The organism is Streptomyces malaysiensis subsp. malaysiensis (genome assembly GCF_040653035.1).
Taxonomy (GTDB): domain Bacteria; phylum Actinomycetota; class Actinomycetes; order Streptomycetales; family Streptomycetaceae; genus Streptomyces; species Streptomyces malaysiensis.
On sequence record NZ_JBEZNG010000004.1, the window covers coordinates 442,702 to 467,955 of the forward strand.

Genomic DNA, 25,254 nt, shown 5'->3' on the forward strand with positions numbered 1-25,254 from the left:
CCGTGGGCTTCCCGGCGGCCTTCTCCCCGGCCTCGCGCCTCGCGTGCAGCCGGGAGCGTATGTCCCCGTGCGGCAGGAACTGGGCCCAGCGCTCGGGGAACTCCGACGGCGGGGTGATCTCCGCCGCGCCGTCGTCCGCCGTGCGCTGCTCCCTCGCCCGCAGCCGGGCCGCCTCCTCCCGGGCGAGGGCGGCGCGCTCCGCACGCCCGGCGGCCGTGGCCACCGAGGGCCAGACCCGGTCGATCGCCGCGTTGACCGCAGCCCCGACCAGCACCGCGAAGGCGGACACGCCGATCCACAGCAGCACCGCGACGGGCGCGGCAAGCGAGCCGTAGATCGTCGGCCCCTCGACCGTATGGACCAGGTAGATCCGGAGCAGAAAGCTGCCCAGCACCCATATGGCGAGGGCCACCAGCGCCCCGGGGATGTCCTCCCGCCACGGCGAGCGCACCGGCACGGACACGTGGTAGAGCGTGGTGAGGAAGGCGATGGACAGCACGATCACCACGGGCCAGTACAGCACCCGTACGAGGTCGCCGCTGGACGGCAGCAGGCCCACCACGGCCTCCGGACCGACCACCATCAGCGGCAGCGCCACCGCCCCGACCAGGAGCGCCACCAGATAGAGCAGGAAGGACAGCAGCCGGGTCCTGACGATCCCGCGCCGCCCCTCCAGTCCGTACATGATCGTGATGGTGTCCACGAACACGTTCACCGCGCGGGAGCCGGACCACAGGGCGATGGCGAAGCCCAGCGAGATCACATCGGGGCGGCCGCCCTTGATGACGTCGTCCAGCAGGGGCCGGGCGATCTCCTTGACGCCCCGGTCGGACAGCACGGTCGCGGAGGCGTCGAGGATGTTCTGCCGGATGGTGGCCACCGTGTCCGTGCTGGTCCAGGCGTCGAAGTAGCCGAGCAGCCCGATCAGGCCGAGCAGCAGCGGCGGCAGCGACAGCAGGGTGAAGAAGGCCGCTTCGGCGGCGAGCCCGGTGACCCGGTACTCCATACAGGAATTGACCGTGTCCTTGAGCAGCAGCCAGGCCGTCCTGCGCTTGGACACATTGCGGTACAGGGCGCGGGCTTTGCGGAGCCGGCCGGGCGGCTTCGGTGTTTCATTTGCTGGCTGCACCTTCTCACCGTATCGGGGGTTTTCACCGCCGCTCACCCGGTGACCAGGCCGAATCGCCGCAAAAGGCGTTGGCGGAGGGGATGCCGCGCCGACTCGGCACCACCCTCCGCCCGCCGGGCCCACTGTCCGTGCCGGATACAGCCATGCGCAAAGGTTGCGCCGCGTTGCAGTGGCGTCGCGGCCGTCCGGACGGTCGGCGGGAACGTTGGGGCCGCTGGGGCCGCGGGGCCGTGGGGCCGTGGGTCAGCAGCCTCCGCAGTTGTAGTAGGTCACGTCCCAGTGGTTGCTCTCACGGGCGTAGACGTTGCCCGAGCCGGACTTGTACTGCTGGGCGCCGTCACCCGGGCGCGGGCCGATGTTGGTGAAGGTGCCGGTGATGTAGTTGCTGAGGCAACTGGTGGGGCTGAAGTCCAGCTTGTAGCCGTTCCAGTGGCTGTACGTACCGGAGGCGTGCCCGGTCTCCGTACCGCCGGTGATGGTGAGCGCGCAGCCGGTGGCCCCCTTCAGGGTGATGGCACCCTGCACGGTGGTCAGGTTGATCTGCTCGAACGACGTACAGGTGGGGGTGTTGCGGTCCGAGCAGCCCCCGCTGGAGGTCCAGGAGACCCCGGCGCCGCGCAGCCGGTTCGCCGCGTCGGAGTGGCTGAGCTTGGTCACCGCGGCGGCGGAAGGGGCCTCGGCGGCCGTGGGGGCGCTGGGGGCGGCCGCCGCGCTCTGGGCGGTGAGAACGCCGGTGGTCGCGAGGACCGCGCCGCCCAGCAGGGCGCCGAGTCTGATCCGGGTGCTGGTCACAGCCATGGTCGTCTTCGTCTCCTTCGTCTGCGGATCGGTGGACCGTCCGTCTGCGGATCGGTGGACCGTCCGTCTGCGGATCGGTGGACCGTCGAGGACGGCGGCAGCACGATCCCAGCCCTCCGTGCCGGGCGGGCGACCCACCGGGGAAATCGGGACAGCGGGATCGGAAACCGCCTTTGAGCTGCGCGGACGGCGGGCGCTGGGACGCCAGGTGGGATGCTGGGCGGTGCGCGGGGGTGGTGGTCAGCTCCCCTTATCCCCCTTCGAACCGGCGCGGTAGGCGCGGTCGCAGGCTTGCCAGGCGCTGAAGTCATGGGTGAGCGCCCACAGCCGATGGGCCGCCCGGATGTTCCAGTCCGGGTCCAGCGCCTGCTCGCGGGTGCCGCCCAGCTTGCGCAGCGTGCCGTCGTACAGCTGGAAGACGCCCCAGTTCCGGGTGGCGTTGGAATTGGGCAGGGTATAGAGGGGATCGAGCAGTGAGGCGCAGTCCGCGATGCCGACCGCGCGCTCGGGGTCCTCGGTGAAGACCTCGCGGATACGCCGGGTGACCCGCTCGGGCGTCCAGGTGCCGAGCGGCTTCCCCGCGTTCTCGTACAGCGCCCGTTTGGTGCGCTCGTCCACCGATCCGTTCGGCGTCAGCCCGCTGCGGAGCTGGAAGACCACGACACGCATCTGGGTGACGGGTCCGAAGGCCCCGTCGATGTCCAGCTTGCCGCCCGCGCGGGCGAGCAGCGACTGGAGCTCATGCACACACGCGTCCGACTGCCCCATGCTCACCACGACCGGGCAGCGGGAGGAGAGCAGCAGCCGATCGTCCGAGGAGCCGCCCGAGCCGCCCGAGGACGTGAACACCTTCCCCAACAGCGCGGCCGCCACCCCGGCCGCGGCGACCACGGCCAGCGCGAGCACGGCGATCAGCGGCCGACGGTGCGGCGGTGGCACGGCGGCCCCGGGCCCCTGGGCGGGCGCCGAGCGCAAGGGCCCCGGCTCCGCCGCCACACCGGGCACCGCCTCCGGCTCCGCCTCCACATCGGGCCCTGCCTCTGCCTCCGCCACCACATCGGGCCCCGTCCCCACCGCCGTCTCGCCATCCGGCCCACCCTCCGTCTCATCCCGTGAGACGTCCGGAGTGGCAGGCGAGCCGGGCCCACCGGACCCGGTGGCCGACACCGCGGCCGGGGCCCGCGAGACGGCCCGCTTCCGCTCCGCGTCCGCCAGCACCCACCGCCGGTGCAGCTCCAGCAGCTCCTCGCTGCCGGCCCCGCACACCTTGCCGAACCGCCCGATCACCTCGTAGTCGCCGGGCACGCTCGTCCCCGAGCAGTAGCGGTGCAGTGCCGAGCCGCTCACCCCGCTGCGGGCGGCCAGCGCCGCGTAGCTGCGGTTCGTCCGCCCCTTGAGCTCGCGCAACAGCTCGGCGAGCTCCTCCACATCCCGGTTCCCGCCCATATCCCGGTTCCCGTCCCCATCCCCGTTCCCGGACACCCCGACCCCCGCCCTCCCCGCTTGAGCGATACCCGTCAAGGCGAGTCAACGGCGTCCATGGTTATCTGTCCACCATGGGCATCACCGTGACCACCTGGCACCTGGAGCAGACCGCTCCGTCGGATCTGAGCCCGGCGGAGGAGCCGCCCGCCGCGGCGGAGGTGAGGATCGTCCGGGCCGAGGTGCCGAGCCCCGAGTTCAGCCACTTCCTCTATACGGCGGTGGGCTCGGACGTGGAGTGGACCGACCGGCTGGTGTGGTCACGGGAGGCGTGGGAGGGGTACCTGCACCGGCCCGGTGTGGAGACGTGGGTGGCGTACGAGCGCGGCACCCCGGCCGGGTATATCGAGCTGGAGGGCCAGGACGGGGGCGTGGTGGAGATCGCGTACTTCGGGCTGGTGCCCGCCTTCCGGGGCCGCCGTATCGGCGGGCATCTGCTGACCTGGGGGACCGCCCGCGCCTGGGACATGGCCGACCGCTGGCCGGACCGTATGCCGACCAAGCGGGTGTGGGTGCACACATGCAGCAAGGACGAGCCGTACGCGCTGGGGAACTACCGCCGCCGGGGCTTTCGGGTCTTTGACGTCAAGACGTCGGACGAGGGGTGACCAACACCACAGCGTCTTGCGCTGCGAGACAGATCAGTCCGCATAGTGGATAAAGGTGGACTCGCCAGAGACCCCCATGCGACGCTTCCGTCATGTCTCGAGCTGGAATCGCCTTGGTGAGTCGACGCCACGTCGACCTCGGCCGCATGTCCAGCGCGATCTGTCCGGCGGGCTGACCCGCACCTCGACAGGGCCCTGACGGCCCCGGGCAGCACCACCAACACATCTTCCGTCGCCCCCGACGACGTGGGCGAGCGCGCATGCCTCGACACTCCCCGCCGCATTTCGCACCGGTCACCGCCGCACAACTCTGCCCACCTGCCCATGCGCAGGTCAGACGGTGTGCGCAAGCTATCAACCGCCGCACCAGAGCCGCTCAGAAGGACATACACCCCATGGCTGCCACCCCGGAACGCGCAAGCGCAACGCCCCGCCGCAAGGCCGGACGCCACCGCGGCGAAGGCCAGTGGGCCGCGGGGCACTTCACCCCTCTCAACGGCAATGAGCAGACCAAGAAGGACGATGACGGTCTCAATGTGCGGACACGCATTGAGACGATCTACGCCCATCGCGGCTTCGACTCCATCGACGGCGCCGATCTGCGCGGCCGGATGCGCTGGTGGGGTCTGTACACCCAGCGCAAGCCCGGGATCGACGGCGGCAAGACCGCGATCCTGGAGCCGGAGGAGCTGGACGACGAGTACTTCATGATGCGGGTCCGGGTGGACGGCGGCCGGCTGACCACCGAGCAACTGCGGGTCGTCGGCGAGATCTCGGAGGAGTTCGCGCGCGGCACCGCGGACATCACCGACCGGCAGAACATCCAGTACCACTGGATCCGGATCGAGGACGTACCGGAGATCTGGCGTCGGCTGGAGGCCGTCGGGCTGTCCACCACCGAGGCGTGCGGTGACACCCCGCGCGTGATCATCGGTTCGCCGGTGGCCGGGATCGCCGAGGACGAGATCATCGACGGCACCTCCGCCATCGACGAGATCCACCGCCGCTACATCGGCAGCAAGGAGTTCTCCAACCTGCCGCGCAAGTTCAAGACCGCGGTCTCCGGATCCCCGGTGCTCGATGTCGTCCACGAGATCAACGACATCGCGTTCGTCGGCGTCCGCCACCCCGAGCACGGCCCCGGTTTCGATCTGTGGGTCGGCGGCGGGCTGTCCACCAACCCCAAGATCGGCGTCCGGCTCGGCGCCTGGGTCCCGCTGGAGGAGGTCCCGGACGTCTGGGCCGGGGTCGCCTCCATCTTCCGCGACTACGGCTACCGGCGGCTGCGCACCCGCGCCCGGCTGAAGTTCCTGGTCGCCGACTGGGGCCCGGCGAAGTTCCGCCAGGTGCTGGAGGACGAGTACCTTCGGCGCCCGCTGATCGACGGCCCGGCGCCCGAGCAGCCGGTCCAGCGGTGGCGGGACCATGTGGGTGTCCACCGCCAGCAGGACGGCCGCTACTACGTGGGCTTCGCACCGCGTGTCGGCCGGGTGGACGGCACGACCCTCACCAAGATCGCCAATCTGGCGGAGGCGCATGGCTCCGGGCGGCTGACCACCACCGTCGAGCAGAAGATGATCGTGCTCGATGTGACCGAGGACCAGGTGGAGTCGCTGGTCGCGGGGCTGGAGGCGCTGGACCTCCAGGTCAAGCCGTCCCCGTTCCGGCGCGGCACGATGGCCTGCACCGGTATCGAGTTCTGCAAGCTGGCGATCGTCGAGACCAAGGGGCGCGGCTCCTCGCTCATCGACGAACTGGAGCGCCGGCTGCCCGAGTTCGACGAGCCGATCACCATCAACCTCAACGGCTGCCCGAACGCCTGCGCCCGTATCCAGGTCGCGGACATCGGTCTCAAGGGCCAGCTGGTCATGGACGACAACGGCCGGCAGGTCGAGGGCTACCAGGTGCACCTGGGCGGCGCCCTGGGCCTCGAGCCCGGTTTCGGCCGCAAGGTGCGCGGGCTGAAGGTCACCGCCGCCGAGCTCCCCGACTATGTGGAGCGGCTGCTGCGCCGCTTCCAGGAGGAGCGCGAGGACGGCGAGCGCTTCGCCACCTGGGCGGCGCGGGCCGAGGAAGAGGCCCTCACATGAGCGAGCGCTTCGGGAGACGGAGGGGGGCCTTCACATGAGCGAGCGTGCGGCGCCGTTCTACTGCCCCTACTGCGGCGACGAGGATCTGCGTCCTTCGGAGGAGGGCCATGGCGCGTGGGAATGCGCGTCCTGCAATCGCGCGTTCCGCCTGTCGTTCCTCGGGCTGCTGGCCAAGGGCCTGCGGCACGACTCGGTCGATGAAGGGGGCACGGCGATATGACGACACGGCTTGAGGACACCGATCTCGAAGGGCTCGCCGAAAAGGCGGGCCATGAACTCGAGGACGCCCCGGCGCTGGAGATCCTGCGCTGGGCGGCGGACACATTCGGATCGCGCTTCTGCGTCACCTCCTCGATGGAGGACGCGGTGGTGGCGCACCTGGCCTCCCGCGCCTTCCCCGGTGTCGATGTGGTCTTCCTCGACACCGGCTACCACTTCCCGGAGACCATCGGCACCCGTGACGCGGTGGCCGCCGTGATGGACGTCAATGTCATCACCCTGACCCCGCGCCAGACGGTCGCCGAGCAGGACGCCGAGTACGGTCCCAAACTGCATGACCGCGACCCCGATCTGTGCTGCGCCCTGCGCAAGGTGCGGCCGCTCGAGGAGGGGTTGCGGGAGTATGACGCCTGGGCCACCGGACTGCGTCGGGACGAATCGCCAACTCGCGCCGATACCCCGGTCGTTGGCTGGGACGCCCGGCGCCGTAAGGTGAAGATCTCCCCGATCGCCCGCTGGACCCAGGCGGATGTCGAAGCCTATGTCGCCGAGCACGGCGTGCTGACCAACCCCCTGCTGATGGACGGCTATCCGTCGATAGGCTGCGCGCCCTGCACCCGTCGGGTACTGGAAGGCGAGGACATACGGTCCGGCCGCTGGGCGGGGAGCAACAAGACCGAATGCGGGCTGCACGGCTGATGGCTGTCGACCAGGAGAACGAGATGAGCGCCCCCACGACCACCGGTGCCACGGTGTGGCTGACCGGGCTGCCGAGCGCGGGAAAGACCACGATCGCCTATGCGCTGGCCGAGCGGCTGCGCGGCGAGGGCCGACGGGTGGAGGTGCTCGACGGGGACGAGATCCGTGAGTTCCTCTCCGCGGGGCTTGGCTTCTCCCGCGAGGACCGGCACACCAACGTCCAGCGGATCGGCTTCGTGGCCGAGGTGCTGGCCTCCCACGGGGTCACGGTGCTGGTGCCGGTCATCGCCCCCTACGAGGACAGCCGCGAGGCGGTGCGCAAGCGCCACCAGCGGGAGGGCACCGCGTATCTGGAGGTGCATGTCGCCACCCCCGTCGACGTGTGCTCGGAGCGGGACGTCAAGGGGCTGTACGCGAAGCAGGCCGCGGGCGAGATTTCGGGTCTGACCGGTGTTGACGACCCCTACGAGGCCCCTGCCGACCCGGATCTGCGCATCGAAACCCACAGGAACAGCGTGCAGGAGTCGGCCGCCGAGGTGCGGTTGCTGTTGAGTGAAAGGGGACTGCTGTGAGTCATGTACGCGCGGCCGCCGCATCGCGGGCCATGGCGCTCCCCGCACCCGGGGGCCGAGTGCCCGGCGGTGCCCACGGCGAGGCCGCCGACAGGACGGGAAGCTACTACCGCAGCCGAGCGAACGAAAGGGGCGCGGCATGACAACCGTGACGGCGATCAACGCGGGCGAGGGCGCGGGCCTGTACGCGCTCGCGCACCTGGACGCGTTGGAGTCCGAGGCGGTGCACATCTTCCGCGAGGTGGCGGGTGAGTTCGAGCGGCCGGTAATCCTGTTCTCCGGCGGCAAGGACTCCATCGTCATGCTGCATCTCGCGCTCAAGGCGTTCGCCCCGGCGCCGGTCCCGTTCGCACTGCTGCACGTGGACACGGGCCATAACTTTCCCGAGGTCCTCACCTACCGGGACAACACCGTCGCCCGCCATGGGCTGCGGCTGCATGTGGCCTCGGTGCAGGAGTTCATCGACGACGGCCGGCTGCGCGAGCGCCCGGACGGCACCCGCAATCCGCTCCAGACCGTGCCGCTGCTGGACGCCATCGACAAGAACCGCTTCGACGCGGTCTTCGGCGGTGGCCGCCGGGACGAGGAGAAGGCCCGCGCCAAGGAGCGGGTGTTCTCCCTGCGGGACGAGTTCGGCGGCTGGGATCCGCGACGGCAGCGCCCCGAGCTGTGGCAGCTCTACAACGGCCGCCACTCCCCCGGTGAGCACGTCCGGGTCTTCCCGCTCTCCAACTGGACCGAGCTGGACGTATGGCAGTACATCGCCCGGGAGAAGATCGACCTGCCGGAGATCTACTACGCGCATGAGCGCGAGGTCTTCCGCCGCGGTGGTATGTGGCTGGCGCCCGGTGAGTGGGGCGGTCCGAAAGACGACGAGACCGTGGAGCGGCGCATGGTGCGCTACCGCACGGTGGGCGACATGTCCTGCACCGGCGCCGTCGAGTCCGACGCGGTGACCATCGAGCAGGTCATCGATGAGATAGCCGCCTCGCGGCTGACCGAGCGGGGGGCGACCCGCGCCGACGACAAGCTGTCGGAGGCCGCGATGGAGGACCGCAAGCGCGAGGGGTACTTCTAACCATGACGAGCAATCTGACGTCCGGGGAGCAGGCCGCGGCGGCCGCCGTGGAGCGGTCCGCGGCCACCTCGCAGCTGCGGTTCGCCACCGCGGGCTCGGTGGACGACGGTAAGTCCACCCTGGTCGGGCGGCTGCTGCACGACTCCAAGTCGGTGCTGGCCGACCAGTTGGAGGCCGTGGCGCACGCCTCGCGCAGCCGTGGCCAGGAGGCCCCGGACCTGGCGCTGCTGACGGACGGGCTGCGTGCGGAGCGGGAGCAGGGCATCACCATCGATGTCGCCTACCGCTACTTCGCCACGCCCAAGCGGCGGTTCATCCTCGCCGACACCCCCGGCCATGTGCAGTACACCCGCAACATGGTCACCGGCGCCTCCACCGCCGAGCTCGCGGTCGTCCTGGTGGACGCGCGCAACGGCGTGGTGGAGCAGACCCGGCGGCATGCCGCGGTCGCGGCCCTGCTGCGGGTTCCGCATGTGGTCCTCGCCGTCAACAAGATGGACCTGGTGGACTACGCGGAGCCGGTCTTCGCGGCCATCGCCGAGGAGTTCACCACGTACGCGGCCTCGCTGGGCGTACCCGCCTGGGGGTCTGGGGGGAACCCCCAGGAAAACTGGTGTACCGCCATCCCGATCTCGGCGCTCGCCGGGGACAATGTGGTGACCCCGTCGGCGAACATGGACTGGTACGGCGGCCCGACCGTGCTGGAGCACCTGGAGACCGTGCCGGTGGGCACCGATCCGTCCCAGGACCCGGCGCGTTTCCCGGTGCAGTACGTGATCCGTCCGCAGACCGCCGAGCACCCCGACTACCGCGGCTACGCGGGCCAGATCGCCTCCGGTGTGCTGCGCACCGGCGATGCCGTGACCGTGCTGCCGTCCGGCCGGACGTCCACCATCACCGGGATCGACGCGCTGGGCACGATGGTGGACGTGGCGTGGGCCCCGCAGTCGGTGACCGTCACCCTCGCCGACGATCTGGACATCTCGCGCGGGGATCTGCTCGCACCGAGCGACCACACCCCGGAGACCACCCAGGACGTCGAGGCCACCGTCTGCCATCTGCACGACCGTCCGCTGCGCGTCGGCGACCGGGTGCTGCTCAAGCACACCACCCGCACGGTGAAGGCGATCATCAAGGACATCCCGTCCCGGCTGACGCTGGCCGATCTGTCGCACCACCCGGCGCCGGGTGAGCTGGCCGCCAATGACATCGGCCGGGTCGTGCTCCGTACCTCGGAGCCGCTGGCGCTTGACGCGTACGACGCCTCGCGCCGCACCGGCTCCTTCCTGCTGATCGACCCGGCCGACGGCACCACGCTCACCGCCGGGATGGCGGGGGACTCCTTCGCGGCGTCGGCCGAGGGTGCCGAGGGCGCGCGGGACGACGAGGGATGGGACTTCTGACCATGGCCGGTGAGGTGTTCTCGACGTTCGCCAAGGAGGGTGGCCGCATTGGCAGCGGCGCGCTCGGCAGCGGTCAGGGCGGGGTCGGGCGATGTGCGGGCTGACACCGCTGTCCGCCCCTGTCCACCACCGCCGAAAACCGTCTGATCTGCCGGGCGTCCTCTGACGCCGCCCCGGCCCGTCGAGAGGAACACCCCGTGTCATCTGCCGTCCGCCGCACCGCCCAGCACCCCCACCGCCGCACCCGGATCCTGGCGGCGGCCGCCGTCCTCCCCCTGCTGATGGGCGCGCTGGGCGCCTGCGGCTACGGCTCGGAGAAGAAGTCCGACGACGAGGGGTCCTCGGCCGTTCCCGCGGCCGGCGGCGACAAGATCGACGGCCTGGACAAGGTGAAGGTCGGCTACTTCGCCAATCTCACCCATGCCACCGCGCTGGTGGGGCTGCGCAAGGGCGGCCAGATCCAGCAGGAGCTGCACGGCACGAAGGTGTCGCCGTTCGTCTTCAACGCCGGGCCTTCGGAGATCGAGGCGCTCAACGCGGGCTCCATCGACATCGGCTGGATCGGCCCGTCACCGGCCATCAACGGCTATGTGAAGTCGCACGGCTCCAGCCTGAGGATCATCTCCGGGTCGGTCTCAGGCGGCGTCAAGCTGGTGGTCAACCCCAAGAAGATCAAGACGCTGAACGATGTCAAGGGCAAGAAGATCGCCACCCCGCAGCTGGGCAACACCCAGGACGTGGCCTTCCTCAACTGGGCCGCGAGCAAGGGCTGGAAGGTCGACGCGCAGAGCGGCAAGGGCGATGTGTCGGTGGTCCGCACCGACAACAAGGTCACCCCGGACGCGTACAAGTCCGGTGCCATCGACGGCGCGTGGGTGCCCGAGCCGACCGCGTCCAAGCTGGTCGCCGAGGGTGCCAAGGTGCTGCTCGACGAGTCCTCGCTGTGGCCGGACAAGAAGTTCGTGATCACGAATGTGATCGTCCGGCAGCAGTTCCTGAAGGAGCATCCGAAGGTCGTCGAGGCCGTGCTGCGCGGCTCGGTGAAGACCAACGCCTTCATCAACGCCAACCCCGAGCAGGCGAAGGAAGCGGCCAACGCCACGCTCAAGGAGGAGACCGGCAAGCCGCTGCCCGCCGAGGTGATCGACCCGGCGTGGAAGTCCATCCAGGCCACCGACGACCCGCTGGCCTCGACGCTGGACGCCGAGGCGGACCACGCGGTCCGGGCGGGGCTGCTGGAGAAGCCCGATCTCAAGGGGATCTACGACCTGGCCCCGCTGAACAAGGTCCTCAAGGCCGAGGGCAAGCCGACCGTCTCCGACGCGGGTCTCGGCGCCAAGTAGCCGCCTGTCCGTCCCCGTACGCACGGTACGCGAGTACGCATGTACGCATCCATCAGGAGGTGACCGGATGTCCCCGGCACTGACCACCGAGAAGGACGACCGGGCGAGCGCCGCGGCGGCGGGCTCCCCCGGCCCCGCCGATGCCACCGGATCCGTCTCGATCGCCCATGTGCACAAGTCCTTCGGCCGTCCCGGGGCGGCCCAGCCCGTTCTCGAGGACATCAACCTCCAGGTGCGGCCCGGGGAGTTCGTCTGCATTCTGGGGGCGTCCGGCTGTGGCAAGTCGACGCTGCTCAATCTGATCGCCGACCTGGACAAGCCGACCACGGGGGCCATCGAGGTCCCCGGTGGTCGGCCGGCCCTGATGTTCCAGGAGCACGCCCTGTTCCCGTGGCTGACCGCGGGGAAGAACATCGAGCTGGCGCTGCGGCTGCGCGGGGTGCCGCGCGCCGAGCGCAGGCCGCACGCCGAGCGGCTGCTGGAGCTGGTACGGCTCGGCGGCTCCTACGGCAAGCGGGTGCATGAGCTCTCGGGCGGTATGCGGCAGCGCGTGGCGCTGGCCCGCGCACTGGCGCAGGACTCCAGCGTGCTGCTGATGGACGAGCCGTTCGCCGCGCTCGACGCCATCACCCGCGATGTGCTGCACGAGGAGCTGACCCGGATCTGGAGCGAGACCGGCGTCTCGGTGCTGTTCGTGACCCACAACGTCCGCGAGGCCGTCCGGCTGGCCGAGCGTGTGGTGCTGCTGTCCTCCCGGCCGGGGCGGGTCGTCCGCGAATGGACGGTGGACATTCCGCAGCCGCGCCGTATCGAGGACGCGGACGTCGCCGACCTGTCCGTTGAGATCACCGAAGAACTGCGTGGGGAGATCCGCCGCCATGGCCAGCAGTGAGACCACCCGCGGCACCGCGGTCGAGGAAGCCGACGGCGGCGACGGCGGGGAGCGGCCCATCGAGAAGTCCACGGCGAAGCCGCGTCCGGGGAACGCCCAGGACCTGGCGGGTCTCGAGGCCGGTCTGGACGCCCTGGACGCGGTGCAGACCAAGCGCGTCTCACCGGTCGAGGTGCTGGTCCAGAAGGTGCTGCCGCCCATCGTGGCCGTGGCCGTCGTGCTGGCCGTGTGGAAGGCGCTCGTCCTCGCGAAGGTCACCCCCGACTACAAACTGCCCGACCCGGGGCGGGTCTGGGACGCGCTGCACCAGCTGTGGGTCGAGGGCGAGCTGCTCGACATCGTCTGGACCAGCGTCTCGCGCGGTCTGTTCGGCTTCCTCATCGCGCTGGCGATCGCGACCCCGCTGGGTCTGGTCGTCGCCCGGGTGAAGTTCATCCGCTCCGGTCTCGGCCCGATCCTGTCCGGGCTCCAGTCGCTGCCCTCGGTCGCCTGGGTGCCGCCCGCGGTGATCTGGCTGGGCCTGAACGACCAGATGATGTACACCGTCATCCTGCTGGGCGCGGTCCCCTCCATCGCCAACGGGCTGGTGGCCGGCATCGACCAGGTGCCCCCGCTCTTCCTGCGGGCCGGACGCACCCTCGGTGCCCGCGGCCTGGTCAGCGCCCGGCATATCCTGCTGCCGGCCGCGCTGCCGGGTTACGTCGCCGGGCTCAAGCAGGGCTGGGCCTTCTCCTGGCGCTCGCTGATGGCCGCCGAGATCATCGCCAAGTCCCCGGACCTGGGCCTGGGGCTCGGCCAGTACCTGGAGAACCAGCGCAACAACTCCGATATGGCGGGGGTGCTCCTCGGCATCCTCATGATCCTCGTCGTCGGCATCGCCATCGAGCTGCTGATCTTCGCCCCGATCGAGCGCCGGGTCCTGCGCAGCCGCGGCCTGCTGGCGAGCGCGCGCTGAACGGAGCACTGAACGGAAGCCACTAAACGGAAGCCACTGAGCGAAGCCACTGAGCAGCAAGCCACACAACGGAAGCCCGCCGTACGAAAATCCACCGACCGGAAACCACCGACCGGAAAGCCACGGAACAGAAAGCCACGGAACGGAAACCCACCATGTCTGCCCCGACCCTGCTGATCATCGCCCACGGCAGCCGCGACCCCCGCCATGCGGCGACCGTCGACGCGCTGCGCGCACGGGTGCGGTCGATGCGGCCGGAGCTGCGGGTGGAGGCGGCGTTCCTGGAGTTCAACGCACCGCGCGTACCGCAGGTACTGGCCCGCCTCGCCGCCGCGGACGCGACCGAGGTGATCGCCCTCCCGCTCCTGCTCACCCGCGCCTTCCACGCGAAGACCGACATCCCGGCGGTTCTGCGCGAGGCCACGGCCCGCCACCCCCGGCTGTCCGTCCGCCAGGCCGCGGTCCTGGGCCCGTCCCCGCTGCTCATGGACGCCCTGGAACGCCGCCTGCACGAGGCGGGGCTGCGCCCCGCCGACCGTTCCTCGACCGGGGTCGTCCTGGCCTCGGCGGGCTCCACCGACCCGGAGGCGATCGCGGTGATCGCTGAAATCGCGCGGGAGTGGCGGCACACCGGATGGTGCGCCGTGCGACCCGCGTTCGCCTCCGCCTCTCTTCCCCGCACCGAGGACGCCGTCCGCGCCCTGCGCGCGGACGGCGTCCCCCGCGTGGCCGTGGCCCCCTATGTCATCGCCCCGGGCCGCCTCCCCGACCGCATCGCCCACGGCGCCGAAGCGGCGGGCGCCGATCTGCTGTCCCCCGTCCTGGGCCCCGCCCCCGAACTGGCCCGCCTCCTCCTCCACCGCTACGACGAGGCCCGCGCGGCGGCCCCGGCCCTGCTGACGGCCTAGGGCCGCGACGGCACTTGGTCGCGTCGGACCAGGCGGCGGACTAGGCGTTTGTCAGCTGCGCGCAGAGGGCGTCGACCGAGTTGGTGGCACGAGCGAGCCCGAGGTGGTCGATGTAGTCCCGCGACTCGACGATCAGCCCGTCGCGGATCCGGAAGACGATGATGCCCGGCGCGGCCCAGCCCGCGTCGCCGCGGTAAGTGAACTCGCCGATGACCACCTCGGGGTCGGCGGTGTGGTGAACGCGTACGTCCTCGACACGGAAGCCCGCCAAGCCGGCCCGCCCCGCCGCGGCGAAGTGCTGCCGGAGCGCTTCGCGGCTGAGCAGCGGGGTGTCGCCGAGCGGGGCCATCGGGTGCCGCACATCGGTTTCCTCGGCGTAGAACTCGGCCAGCTTGTCGGCCTGACCGCGCGCCGGGCCGGCGTCGGGATCGGCACCGTGTTCCGGCACTTCCCGACCAAACAACTGCTGGTCGAGGCCACGATCGTGCGGCACCTCACCCAGCTCACCGACACGGCGCGGGCGCGAGGCGAGGGCGGCGAGGCCGGGGCGGCTTTCCGCATGACGTTCCGGGAAATGGTCTCGGGCGCACCCGCGAAGCTCGCTCTCGTCGCGCTGATGGAGGAGTCCGCCGATCCGGCGGGTGCCACTGATGAGGTGGAGGCCGCGGCCTCCGCGCTGCGGGACGCCGTCGAGGTGTTGCTGTCCCGGGGCCAGGAAGCCGGCGAAGTACGCGCGGACGCGACGGTGGCCGAGGTCTACGTACTGATCAGGGCACTGGCCAACGCCCGGGGCGACCGGGCGGTCGTAGCCAGGGCGATCGACATGGTGCTGGACGGACTGTCACCACGGCGTTCCGAGTAACCACCCTGCGTCCTACGGATCACAAGGTTGGCCCCGCGACGCCACTCCCCTGCCGAAACGGTGTTGGTTTGCTGTGCGACGGATCCGCGGGGCGCGCTGATCATCGATGATTCCGGGTTTCCACTCCGCCAAGTGCCGCTGCGGCACTAGCTAGCCCTCCGTCGAGGCGAACTTCCAGGACCGGCAGTCCGGCTGGTGCCGCGAAGTCTGCTGAGGAATGAACACCGGCTTGGCCACCGGCTGTCCGTACAAGGCACGCAGGGCCTCGAGGGCAGCCTCGTCCCCGAGGACCACGGCCGCCGAGGGCCGGTCCGCGATGCGCCGAAGCTCTTGCAGAACATCCGCGAGGGGCTGCCGTCGCAGTCTCAGCATGCGCTTCCGTGCACCGGCCGTGTCGTCCGCCGCCAGGAGGGCGGCGCAGCCCGCCAGGGTGTCGAGGCACTGACCGACAGCGTCCAGTCGGCCTTTGCGCAACGGCCCCCGGTTGAGCTGAAAGACATCGATGGTGGCGCAGCCCCTCGGGGTCAGGCAGTGGTACTCACCGCTGGTGAGCGACAGCCGGAGATGATGTGCCGGTTCGTCCGCCGTGGGGTCGATGAGCAGCGGTTCCCCGGTGGCGGTGTCCTTGGGGAAGGTGCCGCCCTTGGCGTGCGAGTTACAGAATGAGCATCCGAGGAGGTGGTTGTACCAGTCGAACACCCGGCGAGGGGCGTGATGCAGAGGCTCGAAGTGGTCGATGGCTGTGCCGAGACTCTCCGAGCAATACATACAGCGCTCAATCCCGCTGGCCATCGCGCGGAGGGCCATGGCTACGCGGTCGCGGGTGCCGCCGGCCGCTTTCCAGGCTTTCCGGGCGACAGCTTCCGTGAGGCCCACATCCGGTAGGCGCTCATGCGCTCGCACAAGCAATTTCACTGTCTGATCGTCGAGTGGTGGCCGTTCTAATCGAATCATTCCTCACGCCCCAGATGGGCGGCCACTTCACTTACCCGCGCCGACAGAGAGCTGTTCAACTGGGCGCTCAGCCGTTGGTACTCGGCCAGTTCCGCATCGCTCGCCTGACCATCCAGCACCCTGAATTCCATGGCCGCCAGCCGCCGCCGCAGTTCGTCCGCACGATCGGAGTACGGCGAATCCACTCCGAAGAGGTCGGAGAGAATCGCGTCATCCCCACTGCCGTACACCACACGCTGGTACAGCTCATCGTCGGCCACCTCGGGCGGCCGCTCCTCCGTGGGGGCGGCCAGCCGGATCAACCCGCCGGGATCGGCGGACTGGCAGATATACGGACTGTGGGTCGTGACGATGAACTGGATCGCGGGAAAGTGCTGCTTCATCCACTGGCCGATCCTCTTCTGCCAGCTGACGTGCAGATGAGCGTCGACTTCGTCTATGAGTACGACCCCCGGCATGGGGATGACGGGATGTCCGCCACGCTCCTCGACCCGGAGTTCCCCATAGGCGCCGTGCAGATGTCGCACCAGGTCGACGACGAGCGCGGTCACGGAGCGGTAGCCGTCACTCATACCGCGCAGGGCCAGAACACCGCGTGGTGTGTTCACCCACAGGCCCTCGGAGTCGACTCCGCTCACCTCGTGATCATCGGGCAGCAGTCCATCTCCGAGCAGCAGCTTCACCGCGTCTACCAGCTCATGTGCACCGGGACGTCCCTCAAGGCCACGCAGGTGCTGGTCGATCAGCCAGGTGACGCCCTCGGCCAGGCAGACGTTCTCGTCGAAGAGCGTTGCCAGCCGGTCGGCACGCTCGAACGCGACGGCGGACCGGCCGGAGAAGGCTCCGCCATCGAGTCTGCGGTACGGGCCGTACCCGAGACACAGCCATCCCTGCGGGGTCTCCTGCCAGGGGCCGGATTCAGCCGTGCGCTGGAGCAGGAACGCCTTCGTCGTCCTCGGGCGTCGCAGATGGACACTGCTCTCACCACGGTTCGTCACCCGGTCCCAGACCAGCCGGACACTCCCCATCTCCGGGAACAGCTCCCCGAGGGAATCGCCGTCGCTGACCCACCGGGCGTCCACGTGCTCCGGCCCGACCACCGTCGCCTCGACGACCGCTTTCCGCGCTCCTCTCGTCACCCAGTCGCCGGCGTCCTTGAGCAAGGCATGGGTGATGGCAGGGCCTTGCAGCACCAACGCGAGGGCTTGCAGCACCGTCGACTTACCCGAGCCGTTCCGCCCGGCCAGCACGGTCCAGCCCGCGTAACTGCCATCCTCACTCCGCGGGAATCGCAACCGGGCCGCCCGATGACCGTGAAACCCCCGAACCCCGGACAGCTCCACGTCCGCCACGTACATGCTTGCCTCCTGCTACGGACCGGAGCGGGTAACTCTCCGCAGCCTATCGATCCGGGCCGCCGGCCATAGACCATGACCGGGGCCCTCATGCGTGAAACGGCGGGCTTGACCGCCCGAGAAGCAGCCGGCGGGTCGGCACGACCTCCGCCCAGATGAGCCACGTGGAGGCGGGACGGACCGGCGTCAGCGAGGAACGGCTGCGCGGAATGGCAACGTATTACGCGTGCCTCGACTACGCGCTGATCGACGAGTTGGTCGCTATGGCCGCGGAACGCGACAAGGGGTGGTGGGAGGAGTACCGGGGGACCCTCGCACACGCGGCCCTGGATCTCGCCGAACTGGAGCATCCATCTCGCCGTTTGCGCACCTTCCAGGGTGTCTACATCCCTGGGCTTCTCCAAGTGGAGAACTACACGCGTGCGCTCATGGCCTACGGTGTTCCCCAGCCGTCAACACGCCAATTGGACGCGCTGGTCGCGTTCCGTATGCGACGGCGAGAGGTGCTCGAGGGGGAATCGCCTCCCGCGTATGAAGCAGTCGTTCATGAAGCCGCTCTGCGGACACTTGTCGCCGATCGGGAGGTCGCACGACAACAACTCGCCTTCGTGCTTGAACAAAGCGAGCGCCCCGGGGTCACCGTACGGGTTGTCCCGTTCGGCGCGGAAGGATTCGGCGGCGCCGGGACGCCCGTGCTCTACGCATACGGCTCGGTGCCGAGGCTGGACACCGTACACATCGATGTGCCGCACGGCCCTATCCTGCTGGATGCGGAGTCGCGCTGGCACGGTATCGCGTATTTCTCGACAAGGCCCTGGCGTTCTCCTTGTCGGCTGAAAGATCTCGGCCGACATCCTCACCACCACACCGGGCCGACTCGGAACATTCATACGCGCCGTCAAGGCGGGGACGCTCGACCGACTCGGGCGGTAGTCACGAGGGGCGGGGCGGCCCTCGGCATTCCCCCGCCCGTTCACCGTACGTTCCGCGTCTCGCCCCGCTTCCGTGTCGGTGCCGTACCCGGGCGGCGCTGGACTTCCGGGCATGCGCAACGAAGAGAGCAGTGTCCGCCGGGGTCTGGGTGTCCGTATGGGGGCCGTGCTGGGGGCCGCCGTCGTGTTGGCGGTCGTGCATCCCCCGGCGCAGGCGGCGCCGGATGCCGGGTCGTGGACGACGGAGACGGTGGCCCCGGGGGTGCAGGTGCGGGCCGGTGTTCTTCGGGACGCGGACGCGAAGCCGAGCTGGACGGTCACGGTGCAGGGGCCGGGTTCCGCGCCGCTGGGCGACCGGGCCTGGGCGGACGACACGGCGGGGCGGCTGCGCGGTGCGGGGTTCGAGCCGCGGGTCGAGCGGGTGGTGTGGGCCGCCTACGCGGACACACCGCACGGCACCATGGGGTGGCGGGTGCGGCTGGGCTCGTACGGCACCTCCGGTGAGGCGCAGGGCGCGCGCGAGAAGGTGGCCGCGGCCGGGTTCACGGCGGTGGCGGAGTGGACCGGCTACGACGCGCAGCAGCCCGCCGACCGGGAGAGCGTCCATGTGGCGGTGATCGATCCGGCCCGCTTCACCGGCACCGTGGCGGCCACGCATGACACCAGCGTGGCGGACCGCGAGACGACCTCCTCGGTCGCCGCGAAGCGCCACTCCCTGCTCGCCGTCAACGGTGGTTTCTTCATCACCTCCGACGCCGACGGCATCCAGGGCACGATGGCCGGAATCGGCGCGTACGACGGGGAGTTGGAGTCGATGGCCGCCGGTTCGCGGGCCGCGCTGATCCTCGCGGACGGCGGTCGGCACGCCCGTATCGCCGATCTGACCAGTACGGTCACCGCGCGGGCGGGGTCGTCCACATATGCGGTGCAGGGCATCAACCGGGTGCCCGGCAAGGTGCGCAACTGCGGCCGCCCCGGGGCCACTCCGACCGAGTCGCCCCGGCAGGACGTGACCTGCGCCGAGGCCGACGACCTGGTGAAGTTCACGCCGAGGTTCCGCGCCGCGCTGCCCACCGGCCCCGGGACCCAGGTCGTACTCGACGCCGACGGCCGGGTGGTCTCCACCGGGGCGCGCGGCGGTACGGTCCCGGCCGGGGGCTCCGTGCTCCAGGGCATCGGCGCCGCGTCCGACTGGCTGACGGCCCATGCCCGGCAGGGCGAGCGGATCGCGCTGAATGAGGTCGTCCGGGACACCGCCGGCCGTCGCGTACGGCTCGACTCCGACGACAGCATCGTCAGCGCCGCCCCGACCCTGGTGAAGGACGGCCGCCTCGCCATCGACGCCGCCGCCGAGGGCACCCTCGACCCGAAGAACCTCTCCTTCGGCTACGCCTGGTCGAACGTGCGGCAGCCCCGCACGATGGCCGGACTCGACGCGAAGGGGCGGCTGATCCTGGCCACGGTGGACGGCCGGCAGCCCGGTGTGAGCGAGGGCTTCACTCTGGAGGAGGCCGCCCGCTTCATGCGCTCCCTGGGCGCCGTCCAGGCCCTCAACCTGGACGGCGGCGGCTCCACCGCCATGGCCGTGAACGGCCGCCTCGCCAACGTCACCTCCGACGCGACGGGCGAACGCGCGGTGGGCGACACGGTGCAGGTACTGCCGTAGCGCGACCGGGGCATCGCCGAGCACCGTCCGCCGCCGGTCGGTGCTCGGCTCACTCCTGTGGGTGATGCTCATGCTTTCGACCGCGAGCCCACGGTCCAGGCTGAAAGTCTCGGGGATTGACCGTGCCGGACGGCACGCTGAGCCGAGAAGGACCGGGAGTCACAGCCATGAGCGTCACCGGGACGCGAATCGACGATCACGTGGACCCCTGGACGGTCGAGGACGTCCTTGCGCTTCCGGCACACCCAGCGCGGGCTCGTTACGAGCTTGTGGATGGTGTTCTCTACATATCCCCCGCCCCCGGCTTGGCCCACCAAATCGTGTCTTCCGCGCTACGCGGCCAGATCAACGCCGGATCAACTCGCTCCGGCGCGCGCTTTCTCACCGCAGGGGCGGTGATGGTGGCAAACGATTCAAGGCTGTTCATCCCCGACATTGCCGTTGTCGACCGCGCTGTCGTCTCGCGCCACACGCTGGCTGCGCCGCTCGAGACCATGCTGCTGCTGGGGGAGATCGTCTCCCCGTTGAGCCGGGCCGCCGACCGCATCCTCAAACCGGCGCTCTACGCTCAAGCGAAGGTGCCCGCCTATTGGCGGGTCGAGATGGAACCGGATCTGTGCGTGGTGGTGCACGAGTTGGACGGAGGCACCTACCGCGAGGCTGCCACCATCACGGGCAGGGCGTCCGTCGACGTGGCCGGAGAGTTCACCGTTGACCTCGATCTCGACGTCGTGCGCCGCGAGCTGGAGGGCTGACGACGAGCCCCGGCCCTCCGGGTGGAAGACGAAGGGGGCTCCGGCCGTCCGGAGGCGCAGCCGGGTGGTCTCGCTGCCCGGCTGCGCCCCTGGGAACCGTTCACCTCAGTCGTATGAGACTTACTCGACGACCTTCAGCAGCTTGTTCGGCGTGTCCTCGCCCGGGTTGGAGATCTTGTCGGCGGTCGCGCCGTCCGTCAGCGCCTTCGACACGTCGGCCGGCTTGGCGTCCTGGTGGCCGCTCAGGTAGACGGCGGCGGCGCCCACGACGTGCGGGGTGGCCATCGACGTACCGGAGATGGTGTTGGTCGCGTCGTCGCCGGTGTTCCAGTCGGAGGTGATGTCCGAGCCGGGGGCGTAGATGTCCACGACCGAGCCGTAGTTGGAGAAGTCGGACTGCTCGTCCTGGTCGGTGCTGGAGGCGACCGTGATCGCGTCCTCCACCCGTGCGGGAGAGCTGCCGCTGGCGTCGGCCGACTCGTTGCCCGCCGCCACGCCGAAGGTGACACCGGAGTCGATGGCCTTCTGCACGGCCGCGTCGAGGGCCTCGTCGGGGGTGCCGCCGAGGCTCATGTTGGCGACGGACGGGCCCTCGTGGTTCTCGGTGACCCAGTCGATGCCCGCGACGACCTGCTCGGTCGTGCCCGAGCCCTGGTCGTCCAGGACCCGCACCGCGACGATCTTGGCCTTCTTGGCGACGCCGTGCTCGGCACCGGCGATGGTGCCGGCCACGTGGGTGCCGTGGCCGTTGCCGTCGTCCGCGTCGTCGTCGTTGTCGACGGCGTCGAAGCCGGACGTGGCGCGGTCCTCGAAGTCCTTGTGGCTGGTGCGGACACCGGTGTCGATGACGTAGGCGGTGACGCCCTCACCCGCGCTGTCGGGGTAGTTGTACGCCTTGTCGCCCTCGGTGTCTTCCTGGTCGATCCGGTCCAGGCCCCACGACGGCGGGTCCTCCTGGGTGCCCTTGATGGTGTACCGGTGGTTCTGGACCACCTTGGCGACCGACGGGTCGGCGGCGAGCCGCTTGGCCTCGGTGTCGGTCAGACCACTGGCCGAGAAGCCGTTGATGGCGGAGTCGTAGGTGCGGCGCAGCTTCCCGCCGTACTGCTCGGCGAGGTCCTTGCCCTCCGAGGCGGCCTTGACGCTCTTGCCGCCCTTGAGCATGACGATGTAGCTGCCGTCGACGGCGTTCTCCGCCTGGGTGCCGTAGACGGTGCCCTCGGCGGGGGCGGTGGTGGCGGCCCCGGCCGGAACGGCCACGAAGACACCGGCGGTGACGGCGGTCGCGGCGGCCACGGCCAGGCCGAGTCGACGCGCGTTGCGTTGCTTGTGAACTGCCATGACGAGGGTTCCTCCTCGTGCGGTTGTGGGGGGTAATCCGCACCCGGATCGCGTCCGATCCCTCAAGTGCGAAAGATCCGGAGTGTGTTGGGGCCACTCCGGTTCTGACAAAACCCTGACTGATGAGTACGGGTCAATTCAAGATCCCCACAGATGTGTGACATAGGCAACGTTCTCCGCGCGGAGACCAAGGTCAACGCCCTTTGCTTGTAAGGGGCCTCGATCGGGGATGGTAGGGCTGTCCCCCCTTCTGGGGTTGGAGGGAACCACCGGAGGGTTCACCGGTCAGCAGGATGGGTCGGCCCGCCGCCACCGCCTAGCGTCGTCGGCGAGTGGCGGGGACGGTCCGCCACCAGGGCATAAGGGGATGTCGTGGCGGACACAGGCCGCTTGGAGAGGCCGCGCGGGATAGCCGCGCGAGCGGGCAGTTGGAGTGCCCGGCACCGGTGGGCGGCGGTCGGGGGCTGGGTGCTGCTGGTCATTCTCGCCCTGGCCGTCGGCTCGATGACGGGCCGGGTGGATGTGTCGGACAGCGAGCAGGTTCCCGGCGAGTCCGGGCGCGTCTCGATGATTCTCGACGAGGCGGGCATTGACGAAGCGGCCGGAGAAACCGTACTGATCCAGGCGAAGGGCGGCGGGCTCACCGCGAACGACCCGGCCTTCCGCGAGGCGGTCGACGCGGTGATCGCCGGAGTGCGCGACACCGGCAAGGTGACCACTCCCCGCTCCCCCTACGAGACGAAGACCATCTCCGCCGACCGGCGCTCCGCGCTGGTGCAGTTCGAGATGCGCGGCGACCCGGAGAAGGCGTCGGAGCACATCCAGCCGGTCCTGGACGCGGTGGACAAGGCGCAGGACCGCCACCAGGACCTGCGGATCGAGGAGTTCGGCGACGCCAGCGGCCAGAAGGCGTTCGACGACGCGTTCGGCGACGACTTCGCCCAGGCCGAGTTCTCCGCACTGCCGGTGGCCCTGGGCATTTTGCTGATCGTCTTCGGTGCGCTGGTGGCCGCGCTGCTGCCGGTGCTGCTCGCGATGACCGCGTTCCTGGCCACCACCGGTCTGGTGGCGGTGGTCAGCCACTGGGTGCATATGAGCGACACCGCCAACTCCGTGATGCTGCTGGTGGGGCTGGCCGTCGGCGTCGACTACTGCCTGTTCTACCTGCGCCGGGAGCGCGAGGAGCGGGCCGCGGGACGGGACGCGCAGACCGCGCTGCGGGTCGCGGCGGCCACCTCCGGCCGCGCCATCCTGGTCTCGGGTGTCACGGTGATCGTGGCGATGGCGGGCATGCTCTTCACCGGCATCGCGGAGTTCAAGGCGATGGGGCTCGCCACCTTGATGGTGGTGGCGGTGGCGATGGTCGGCTCGGTGACGGTGCTGCCCGCGCTGCTCTCGCTGCTCGGTGAGCGAGTGGAGAAGGGCCGGCTGCCGTTCCTGACCCGCGCCAAGCGGCGCGGCGGCACCGAGAGCCGGATCTGGCGTGCCGTCCTCCGTCCGGTGCTGCGCCGCCCCAAGCTGTCGCTGGCGCTCGCCGGTGGCGCGCTGATCGCGCTGGCCGTCCCCGCCGTGGGGATGAACACCGCGAACCTCACGCTGGACCAGGAGTTCGGCGACCGGCTGCCGGTCGTGAACGCGTACAACCACATCGACGAGGCGTTCCCGGGCGGATCCGACCCGGCCAGGGTCGTGGTGAAGGCGGACGACATCGACGCGCCGCCGGTGCGCGACGCCATCGCCCGCTTCCGCACCGAGGCCGTGGCGAAGGGCGCCTCCAAGGGCCCGGTCGAGGTGACCGTCCACCGCGGGCAGAACCTGGCCGTGGTGGAGGTCCCGCTGATCGGCGGCTCGGACGAGGGCAAGGCCGAGAAGAGCCTGGACGTGCTGCGGAACGAGGTGCGCCCGGCGACACTCGGCGCGGTGGACGGGGTGGACGCCCCCATCGGCGGTTCGACCGCCTCCTCCAAGGACTTCAACGACAAGCTCGGCTCGGCCGTCGCCCCGGTCTTCGCCTTCGTGGTGGTCTTCGCCTTCCTGCTGATGCTGATGTCCTTCCGGTCCCTCACCATCGCCGTGACCTCCATCGTGCTCAACCTGCTGTCGGTGGGCGCCGCGTACGGCATCCTCACCGCGGTCTTCCAGCACGGCTGGGGCGCGGGGCTGGTCGGCGCGGAGGGCGTGGGCGCGATCGTGTCCTGGCTGCCGCTGTTCCTCTTCGTGATCCTGTTCGGGCTGAGCATGGACTACCACGTCTTCGTGGTCTCCCGGATCCGCGAGGCGCGCCTGGCCGGCCGCACCACCAAGGACGCGGTGGTGCACGGCGTGGTGACCACGGCGGGCGTGGTCACCAGCGCCGCCGTCATCATGGTCGCGGTGTTCTCCATCTTCGGAACGCTGTCGATGCAGTCCATGAAGCAGATGGGCGTGGGCCTGGCGGCCGCGGTCCTCATCGACGCCACCGTCATCCGCGGAGTGCTGCTGCCGGCCACGATGTCGCTGCTGGACGAGCGCAACTGGTACCTGCCGAAGTGGCTGCGGTGGCTCCCGGACCTCGCCCACGACGAGCCCGCCCCGGTCCAGCGGCCCACCACTCCGGTGGGCGCCGCCCCGAGGCCGGACGCGGACGAACAGCCCCGGCACGCGAGGGTCTGACGGCCACGCCCTGACGACCAGCCCTCGACCGGTCACATCGCCTTCGGGCCGTGTGACCGGTTCGGTGTTTCGGGGTGGGGAGGCGGGGTGCGGCGGGGTGGGCCGCGAAAAGCCGTTGCGGGATGTCCGCGGCGATCCGTACGGTGCGGGGGATACGGCGGAGATCCGCATACGCGTCATTCGCGTACGCGCGCACGGGAGGAGTACACCGATGGGCGGAAGTCCCGGCATCGGCGTGTTCACCCGCATCACCCGCGGCTGTGCCGGGGTGGCGTGTGCGTGCGCCTCTTCTCCTTCGCCTGCCCGCCGCCCGCGGCGCGGCCCCGGTGCCCTGGCCGGCCCGGACGCGCCCGGTGTCTCTCCGAGTCTGTGAGCCGTTCGCCGTCGAGGTGTTCGAGGTGCCCGAGGGATTTCCTCGGCCTCGGCCCGAGCGGCTGACTCGCCGGACTTTCCATCGGTCTCTCACCGTGAGCTGATCCCGTACCTCCACGCGCCCTCGGCCAGGGCCCCCGCCAGTCCAGGAATCACTCGTTCCGGGACGGGCGGCAGGGCCCGTTCCGC

Annotated in this window: 22 protein-coding genes and 2 pseudogenes; 17 read left to right on the forward strand and 7 right to left on the reverse strand. The window is 70.3% G+C overall.

Annotated elements, in window-relative coordinates; translation table 11 throughout:
* Positions 1–40: 40 nt before the first annotated feature.
* From AB0E24_RS11390 to AB0E24_RS11400, 3 genes and pseudogenes are all read right to left on the reverse strand, one after another.
* Positions 41–1,129: pseudogene (locus AB0E24_RS11390) on the reverse strand (YihY/virulence factor BrkB family protein); the annotation flags it as partial.
* 243 nt (positions 1,130–1,372) lie between these two features.
* On the reverse strand, positions 1,373–1,927 hold the full coding sequence (locus AB0E24_RS11395) for a hypothetical protein (RefSeq protein WP_069867121.1): 555 nt from the start codon (positions 1,925–1,927) through the stop codon (positions 1,373–1,375).
* Between the two features lie 240 nt (positions 1,928–2,167).
* The gene (locus AB0E24_RS11400) at positions 2,168–3,373 is read right to left on the reverse strand and encodes a helix-turn-helix domain-containing protein (protein ID WP_359376243.1); all 1,206 of its coding nucleotides are present in this window, start codon (positions 3,371–3,373) and stop codon (positions 2,168–2,170) included.
* Positions 3,374–3,483: 110 nt separating this feature from the next.
* On the opposite strand from AB0E24_RS11400, the gene AB0E24_RS11405 reads away from it, so the two are divergent.
* The 12 genes from AB0E24_RS11405 to AB0E24_RS11460 all read left to right on the forward strand — a co-directional run bounded on the left by AB0E24_RS11405 (position 3,484) and on the right by AB0E24_RS11460 (position 14,176).
* Positions 3,484–4,017, forward strand: coding sequence for a GNAT family N-acetyltransferase (locus AB0E24_RS11405; RefSeq protein WP_359376245.1), 534 nt, complete (start codon positions 3,484–3,486; stop codon positions 4,015–4,017).
* A 92-nt stretch (positions 4,018–4,109) separates the two neighbouring features.
* Positions 4,110–4,193, forward strand: a complete 84-nt coding sequence (locus AB0E24_RS11410; protein ID WP_309471194.1) for a putative leader peptide — start codon at positions 4,110–4,112, stop codon at positions 4,191–4,193.
* A gap of 219 nt (positions 4,194–4,412) precedes the next feature.
* Positions 4,413–6,107 carry a nitrite/sulfite reductase gene (locus AB0E24_RS11415; protein ID WP_079259338.1) on the forward strand — a complete coding sequence of 565 codons (1,695 nt, stop codon included), beginning with the start codon at positions 4,413–4,415 and terminating at the stop codon, positions 6,105–6,107.
* Between the two features lie 34 nt (positions 6,108–6,141).
* Entirely contained in the window at positions 6,142–6,327 is a 186-nt protein-coding gene (locus tag AB0E24_RS11420) for a hypothetical protein (protein WP_069867124.1), read from the forward strand.
* The gene (locus tag AB0E24_RS11425; protein ID WP_069867125.1) at positions 6,324–7,025 is read left to right on the forward strand and encodes a phosphoadenylyl-sulfate reductase; all 702 of its coding nucleotides are present in this window, start codon (positions 6,324–6,326) and stop codon (positions 7,023–7,025) included. The genes AB0E24_RS11420 and AB0E24_RS11425 overlap by 4 nt, the downstream gene beginning before the upstream one ends.
* Entirely contained in the window at positions 7,007–7,597 is a 591-nt protein-coding gene (gene cysC, locus AB0E24_RS11430) for an adenylyl-sulfate kinase (protein WP_173963191.1), read from the forward strand. The genes AB0E24_RS11425 and cysC overlap by 19 nt, the downstream gene beginning before the upstream one ends.
* Before the next feature lie 139 nt (positions 7,598–7,736).
* Complete coding sequence (gene cysD, locus AB0E24_RS11435; RefSeq protein ID WP_069867126.1) at positions 7,737–8,675, forward strand: sulfate adenylyltransferase subunit CysD; 939 nt, start codon at positions 7,737–7,739, stop codon at positions 8,673–8,675.
* Between the two features lie 2 nt (positions 8,676–8,677).
* Complete coding sequence (locus AB0E24_RS11440) at positions 8,678–10,078, forward strand: sulfate adenylyltransferase subunit 1 (protein ID WP_069867127.1); 1,401 nt, start codon at positions 8,678–8,680, stop codon at positions 10,076–10,078.
* Positions 10,079–10,359: 281 nt separating this feature from the next.
* Complete coding sequence (locus AB0E24_RS11445) at positions 10,360–11,421, forward strand: aliphatic sulfonate ABC transporter substrate-binding protein (protein ID WP_232637394.1); 1,062 nt, start codon at positions 10,360–10,362, stop codon at positions 11,419–11,421.
* A gap of 67 nt (positions 11,422–11,488) precedes the next feature.
* Entirely contained in the window at positions 11,489–12,313 is an 825-nt protein-coding gene (locus tag AB0E24_RS11450) for an ABC transporter ATP-binding protein (RefSeq protein WP_173963192.1), read from the forward strand.
* On the forward strand, positions 12,300–13,268 hold the full coding sequence (locus AB0E24_RS11455) for an ABC transporter permease (RefSeq protein WP_202543365.1): 969 nt from the start codon (positions 12,300–12,302) through the stop codon (positions 13,266–13,268). The genes AB0E24_RS11450 and AB0E24_RS11455 overlap by 14 nt, the downstream gene beginning before the upstream one ends.
* A 155-nt stretch (positions 13,269–13,423) precedes the next feature.
* Complete coding sequence (locus AB0E24_RS11460) at positions 13,424–14,176, forward strand: sirohydrochlorin chelatase (protein ID WP_093700192.1); 753 nt, start codon at positions 13,424–13,426, stop codon at positions 14,174–14,176.
* Positions 14,177–14,216: 40 nt separating this feature from the next.
* Here AB0E24_RS11460 and AB0E24_RS11465 read toward each other — a convergent pair whose 3' ends face one another.
* Complete coding sequence (locus tag AB0E24_RS11465) at positions 14,217–14,624, reverse strand: nuclear transport factor 2 family protein (RefSeq protein ID WP_347234084.1); 408 nt, start codon at positions 14,622–14,624, stop codon at positions 14,217–14,219.
* Here AB0E24_RS11465 and AB0E24_RS11470 point away from each other — a divergent pair.
* The gene (locus tag AB0E24_RS11470; RefSeq protein WP_359376249.1) at positions 14,613–15,038 is read left to right on the forward strand and encodes an SbtR family transcriptional regulator; all 426 of its coding nucleotides are present in this window, start codon (positions 14,613–14,615) and stop codon (positions 15,036–15,038) included. The genes AB0E24_RS11465 and AB0E24_RS11470 overlap by 12 nt on opposite strands.
* Before the next feature lie 150 nt (positions 15,039–15,188).
* Here AB0E24_RS11470 and AB0E24_RS11475 read toward each other — a convergent pair whose 3' ends face one another.
* Positions 15,189–15,806 (reverse strand): HNH endonuclease family protein, encoded by a 618-nt coding sequence (locus tag AB0E24_RS11475; protein WP_359376252.1) that lies wholly within the window; start codon positions 15,804–15,806, stop codon positions 15,189–15,191.
* A 182-nt stretch (positions 15,807–15,988) separates the two neighbouring features.
* Positions 15,989–17,350, reverse strand: coding sequence for an AAA family ATPase (locus AB0E24_RS11480; protein WP_099015267.1), 1,362 nt, complete (start codon positions 17,348–17,350; stop codon positions 15,989–15,991).
* 260 nt (positions 17,351–17,610) lie between these two features.
* Here AB0E24_RS11480 and AB0E24_RS11485 point away from each other — a divergent pair.
* From AB0E24_RS11485 to AB0E24_RS11495, 3 genes and pseudogenes are all read left to right on the forward strand, one after another.
* Positions 17,611–18,069, forward strand: a pseudogene (locus AB0E24_RS11485) (DUF5753 domain-containing protein); the annotation flags it as partial.
* Between the two features lie 322 nt (positions 18,070–18,391).
* On the forward strand, positions 18,392–19,945 hold the full coding sequence (locus tag AB0E24_RS11490; protein ID WP_359376255.1) for a phosphodiester glycosidase family protein: 1,554 nt from the start codon (positions 18,392–18,394) through the stop codon (positions 19,943–19,945).
* Positions 19,946–20,112: 167 nt separating this feature from the next.
* Positions 20,113–20,700, forward strand: coding sequence for a Uma2 family endonuclease (locus tag AB0E24_RS11495; RefSeq protein ID WP_359376257.1), 588 nt, complete (start codon positions 20,113–20,115; stop codon positions 20,698–20,700).
* 120 nt (positions 20,701–20,820) lie between these two features.
* On the opposite strand, the gene AB0E24_RS11500 is transcribed toward AB0E24_RS11495, so the two are convergent.
* Complete coding sequence (locus AB0E24_RS11500; protein ID WP_079259333.1) at positions 20,821–22,041, reverse strand: S8 family peptidase; 1,221 nt, start codon at positions 22,039–22,041, stop codon at positions 20,821–20,823.
* Between the two features lie 372 nt (positions 22,042–22,413).
* On the opposite strand from AB0E24_RS11500, the gene AB0E24_RS11505 reads away from it, so the two are divergent.
* Positions 22,414–24,693 carry an MMPL family transporter gene (locus tag AB0E24_RS11505; protein ID WP_359376259.1) on the forward strand — a complete coding sequence of 760 codons (2,280 nt, stop codon included), beginning with the start codon at positions 22,414–22,416 and terminating at the stop codon, positions 24,691–24,693.
* The last annotated feature ends 561 nt before the right edge of the window (positions 24,694–25,254 follow it).

What these genes read in the sequence shown, in the direction of transcription:
- AB0E24_RS11440 (WP_069867127.1), top strand. Translation starts at nt 8,678, where the DNA reads ATGACGAGCAATCTGACGTCCGGGGAGCAGGCCGCGGCGGCCGCCGTG.
- cysC (WP_173963191.1), top strand. Translation starts at nt 7,007, where the DNA reads ATGCGGGCTGCACGGCTGATGGCTGTCGACCAGGAGAACGAGATGAGC.
- AB0E24_RS11460 (WP_093700192.1), top strand. Translation starts at nt 13,424, where the DNA reads ATGTCTGCCCCGACCCTGCTGATCATCGCCCACGGCAGCCGCGACCCC.
- AB0E24_RS11475 (WP_359376252.1), bottom strand. Translation starts at nt 15,806, where the DNA reads ATGTATTGCTCGGAGAGTCTCGGCACAGCCATCGACCACTTCGAGCCT.
- AB0E24_RS11420 (WP_069867124.1), top strand. Translation starts at nt 6,142, where the DNA reads ATGAGCGAGCGTGCGGCGCCGTTCTACTGCCCCTACTGCGGCGACGAG.
- AB0E24_RS11425 (WP_069867125.1), top strand. Translation starts at nt 6,324, where the DNA reads ATGACGACACGGCTTGAGGACACCGATCTCGAAGGGCTCGCCGAAAAG.
- AB0E24_RS11480 (WP_099015267.1), bottom strand. Translation starts at nt 17,350, where the DNA reads ATGTACGTGGCGGACGTGGAGCTGTCCGGGGTTCGGGGGTTTCACGGT.
- AB0E24_RS11455 (WP_202543365.1), top strand. Translation starts at nt 12,300, where the DNA reads ATGGCCAGCAGTGAGACCACCCGCGGCACCGCGGTCGAGGAAGCCGAC.
- AB0E24_RS11450 (WP_173963192.1), top strand. Translation starts at nt 11,489, where the DNA reads ATGTCCCCGGCACTGACCACCGAGAAGGACGACCGGGCGAGCGCCGCG.
- AB0E24_RS11415 (WP_079259338.1), top strand. Translation starts at nt 4,413, where the DNA reads ATGGCTGCCACCCCGGAACGCGCAAGCGCAACGCCCCGCCGCAAGGCC.
- AB0E24_RS11490 (WP_359376255.1), top strand. Translation starts at nt 18,392, where the DNA reads ATGCGCAACGAAGAGAGCAGTGTCCGCCGGGGTCTGGGTGTCCGTATG.
- AB0E24_RS11400 (WP_359376243.1), bottom strand. Translation starts at nt 3,373, where the DNA reads ATGGGCGGGAACCGGGATGTGGAGGAGCTCGCCGAGCTGTTGCGCGAG.
- AB0E24_RS11395 (WP_069867121.1), bottom strand. Translation starts at nt 1,927, where the DNA reads ATGGCTGTGACCAGCACCCGGATCAGACTCGGCGCCCTGCTGGGCGGC.
- cysD (WP_069867126.1), top strand. Translation starts at nt 7,737, where the DNA reads ATGACAACCGTGACGGCGATCAACGCGGGCGAGGGCGCGGGCCTGTAC.
- AB0E24_RS11410 (WP_309471194.1), top strand. Translation starts at nt 4,110, where the DNA reads ATGTCTCGAGCTGGAATCGCCTTGGTGAGTCGACGCCACGTCGACCTC.
- AB0E24_RS11405 (WP_359376245.1), top strand. Translation starts at nt 3,484, where the DNA reads ATGGGCATCACCGTGACCACCTGGCACCTGGAGCAGACCGCTCCGTCG.
- AB0E24_RS11495 (WP_359376257.1), top strand. Translation starts at nt 20,113, where the DNA reads ATGAGCGTCACCGGGACGCGAATCGACGATCACGTGGACCCCTGGACG.
- AB0E24_RS11445 (WP_232637394.1), top strand. Translation starts at nt 10,360, where the DNA reads ATGGGCGCGCTGGGCGCCTGCGGCTACGGCTCGGAGAAGAAGTCCGAC.
- AB0E24_RS11500 (WP_079259333.1), bottom strand. Translation starts at nt 22,041, where the DNA reads ATGGCAGTTCACAAGCAACGCAACGCGCGTCGACTCGGCCTGGCCGTG.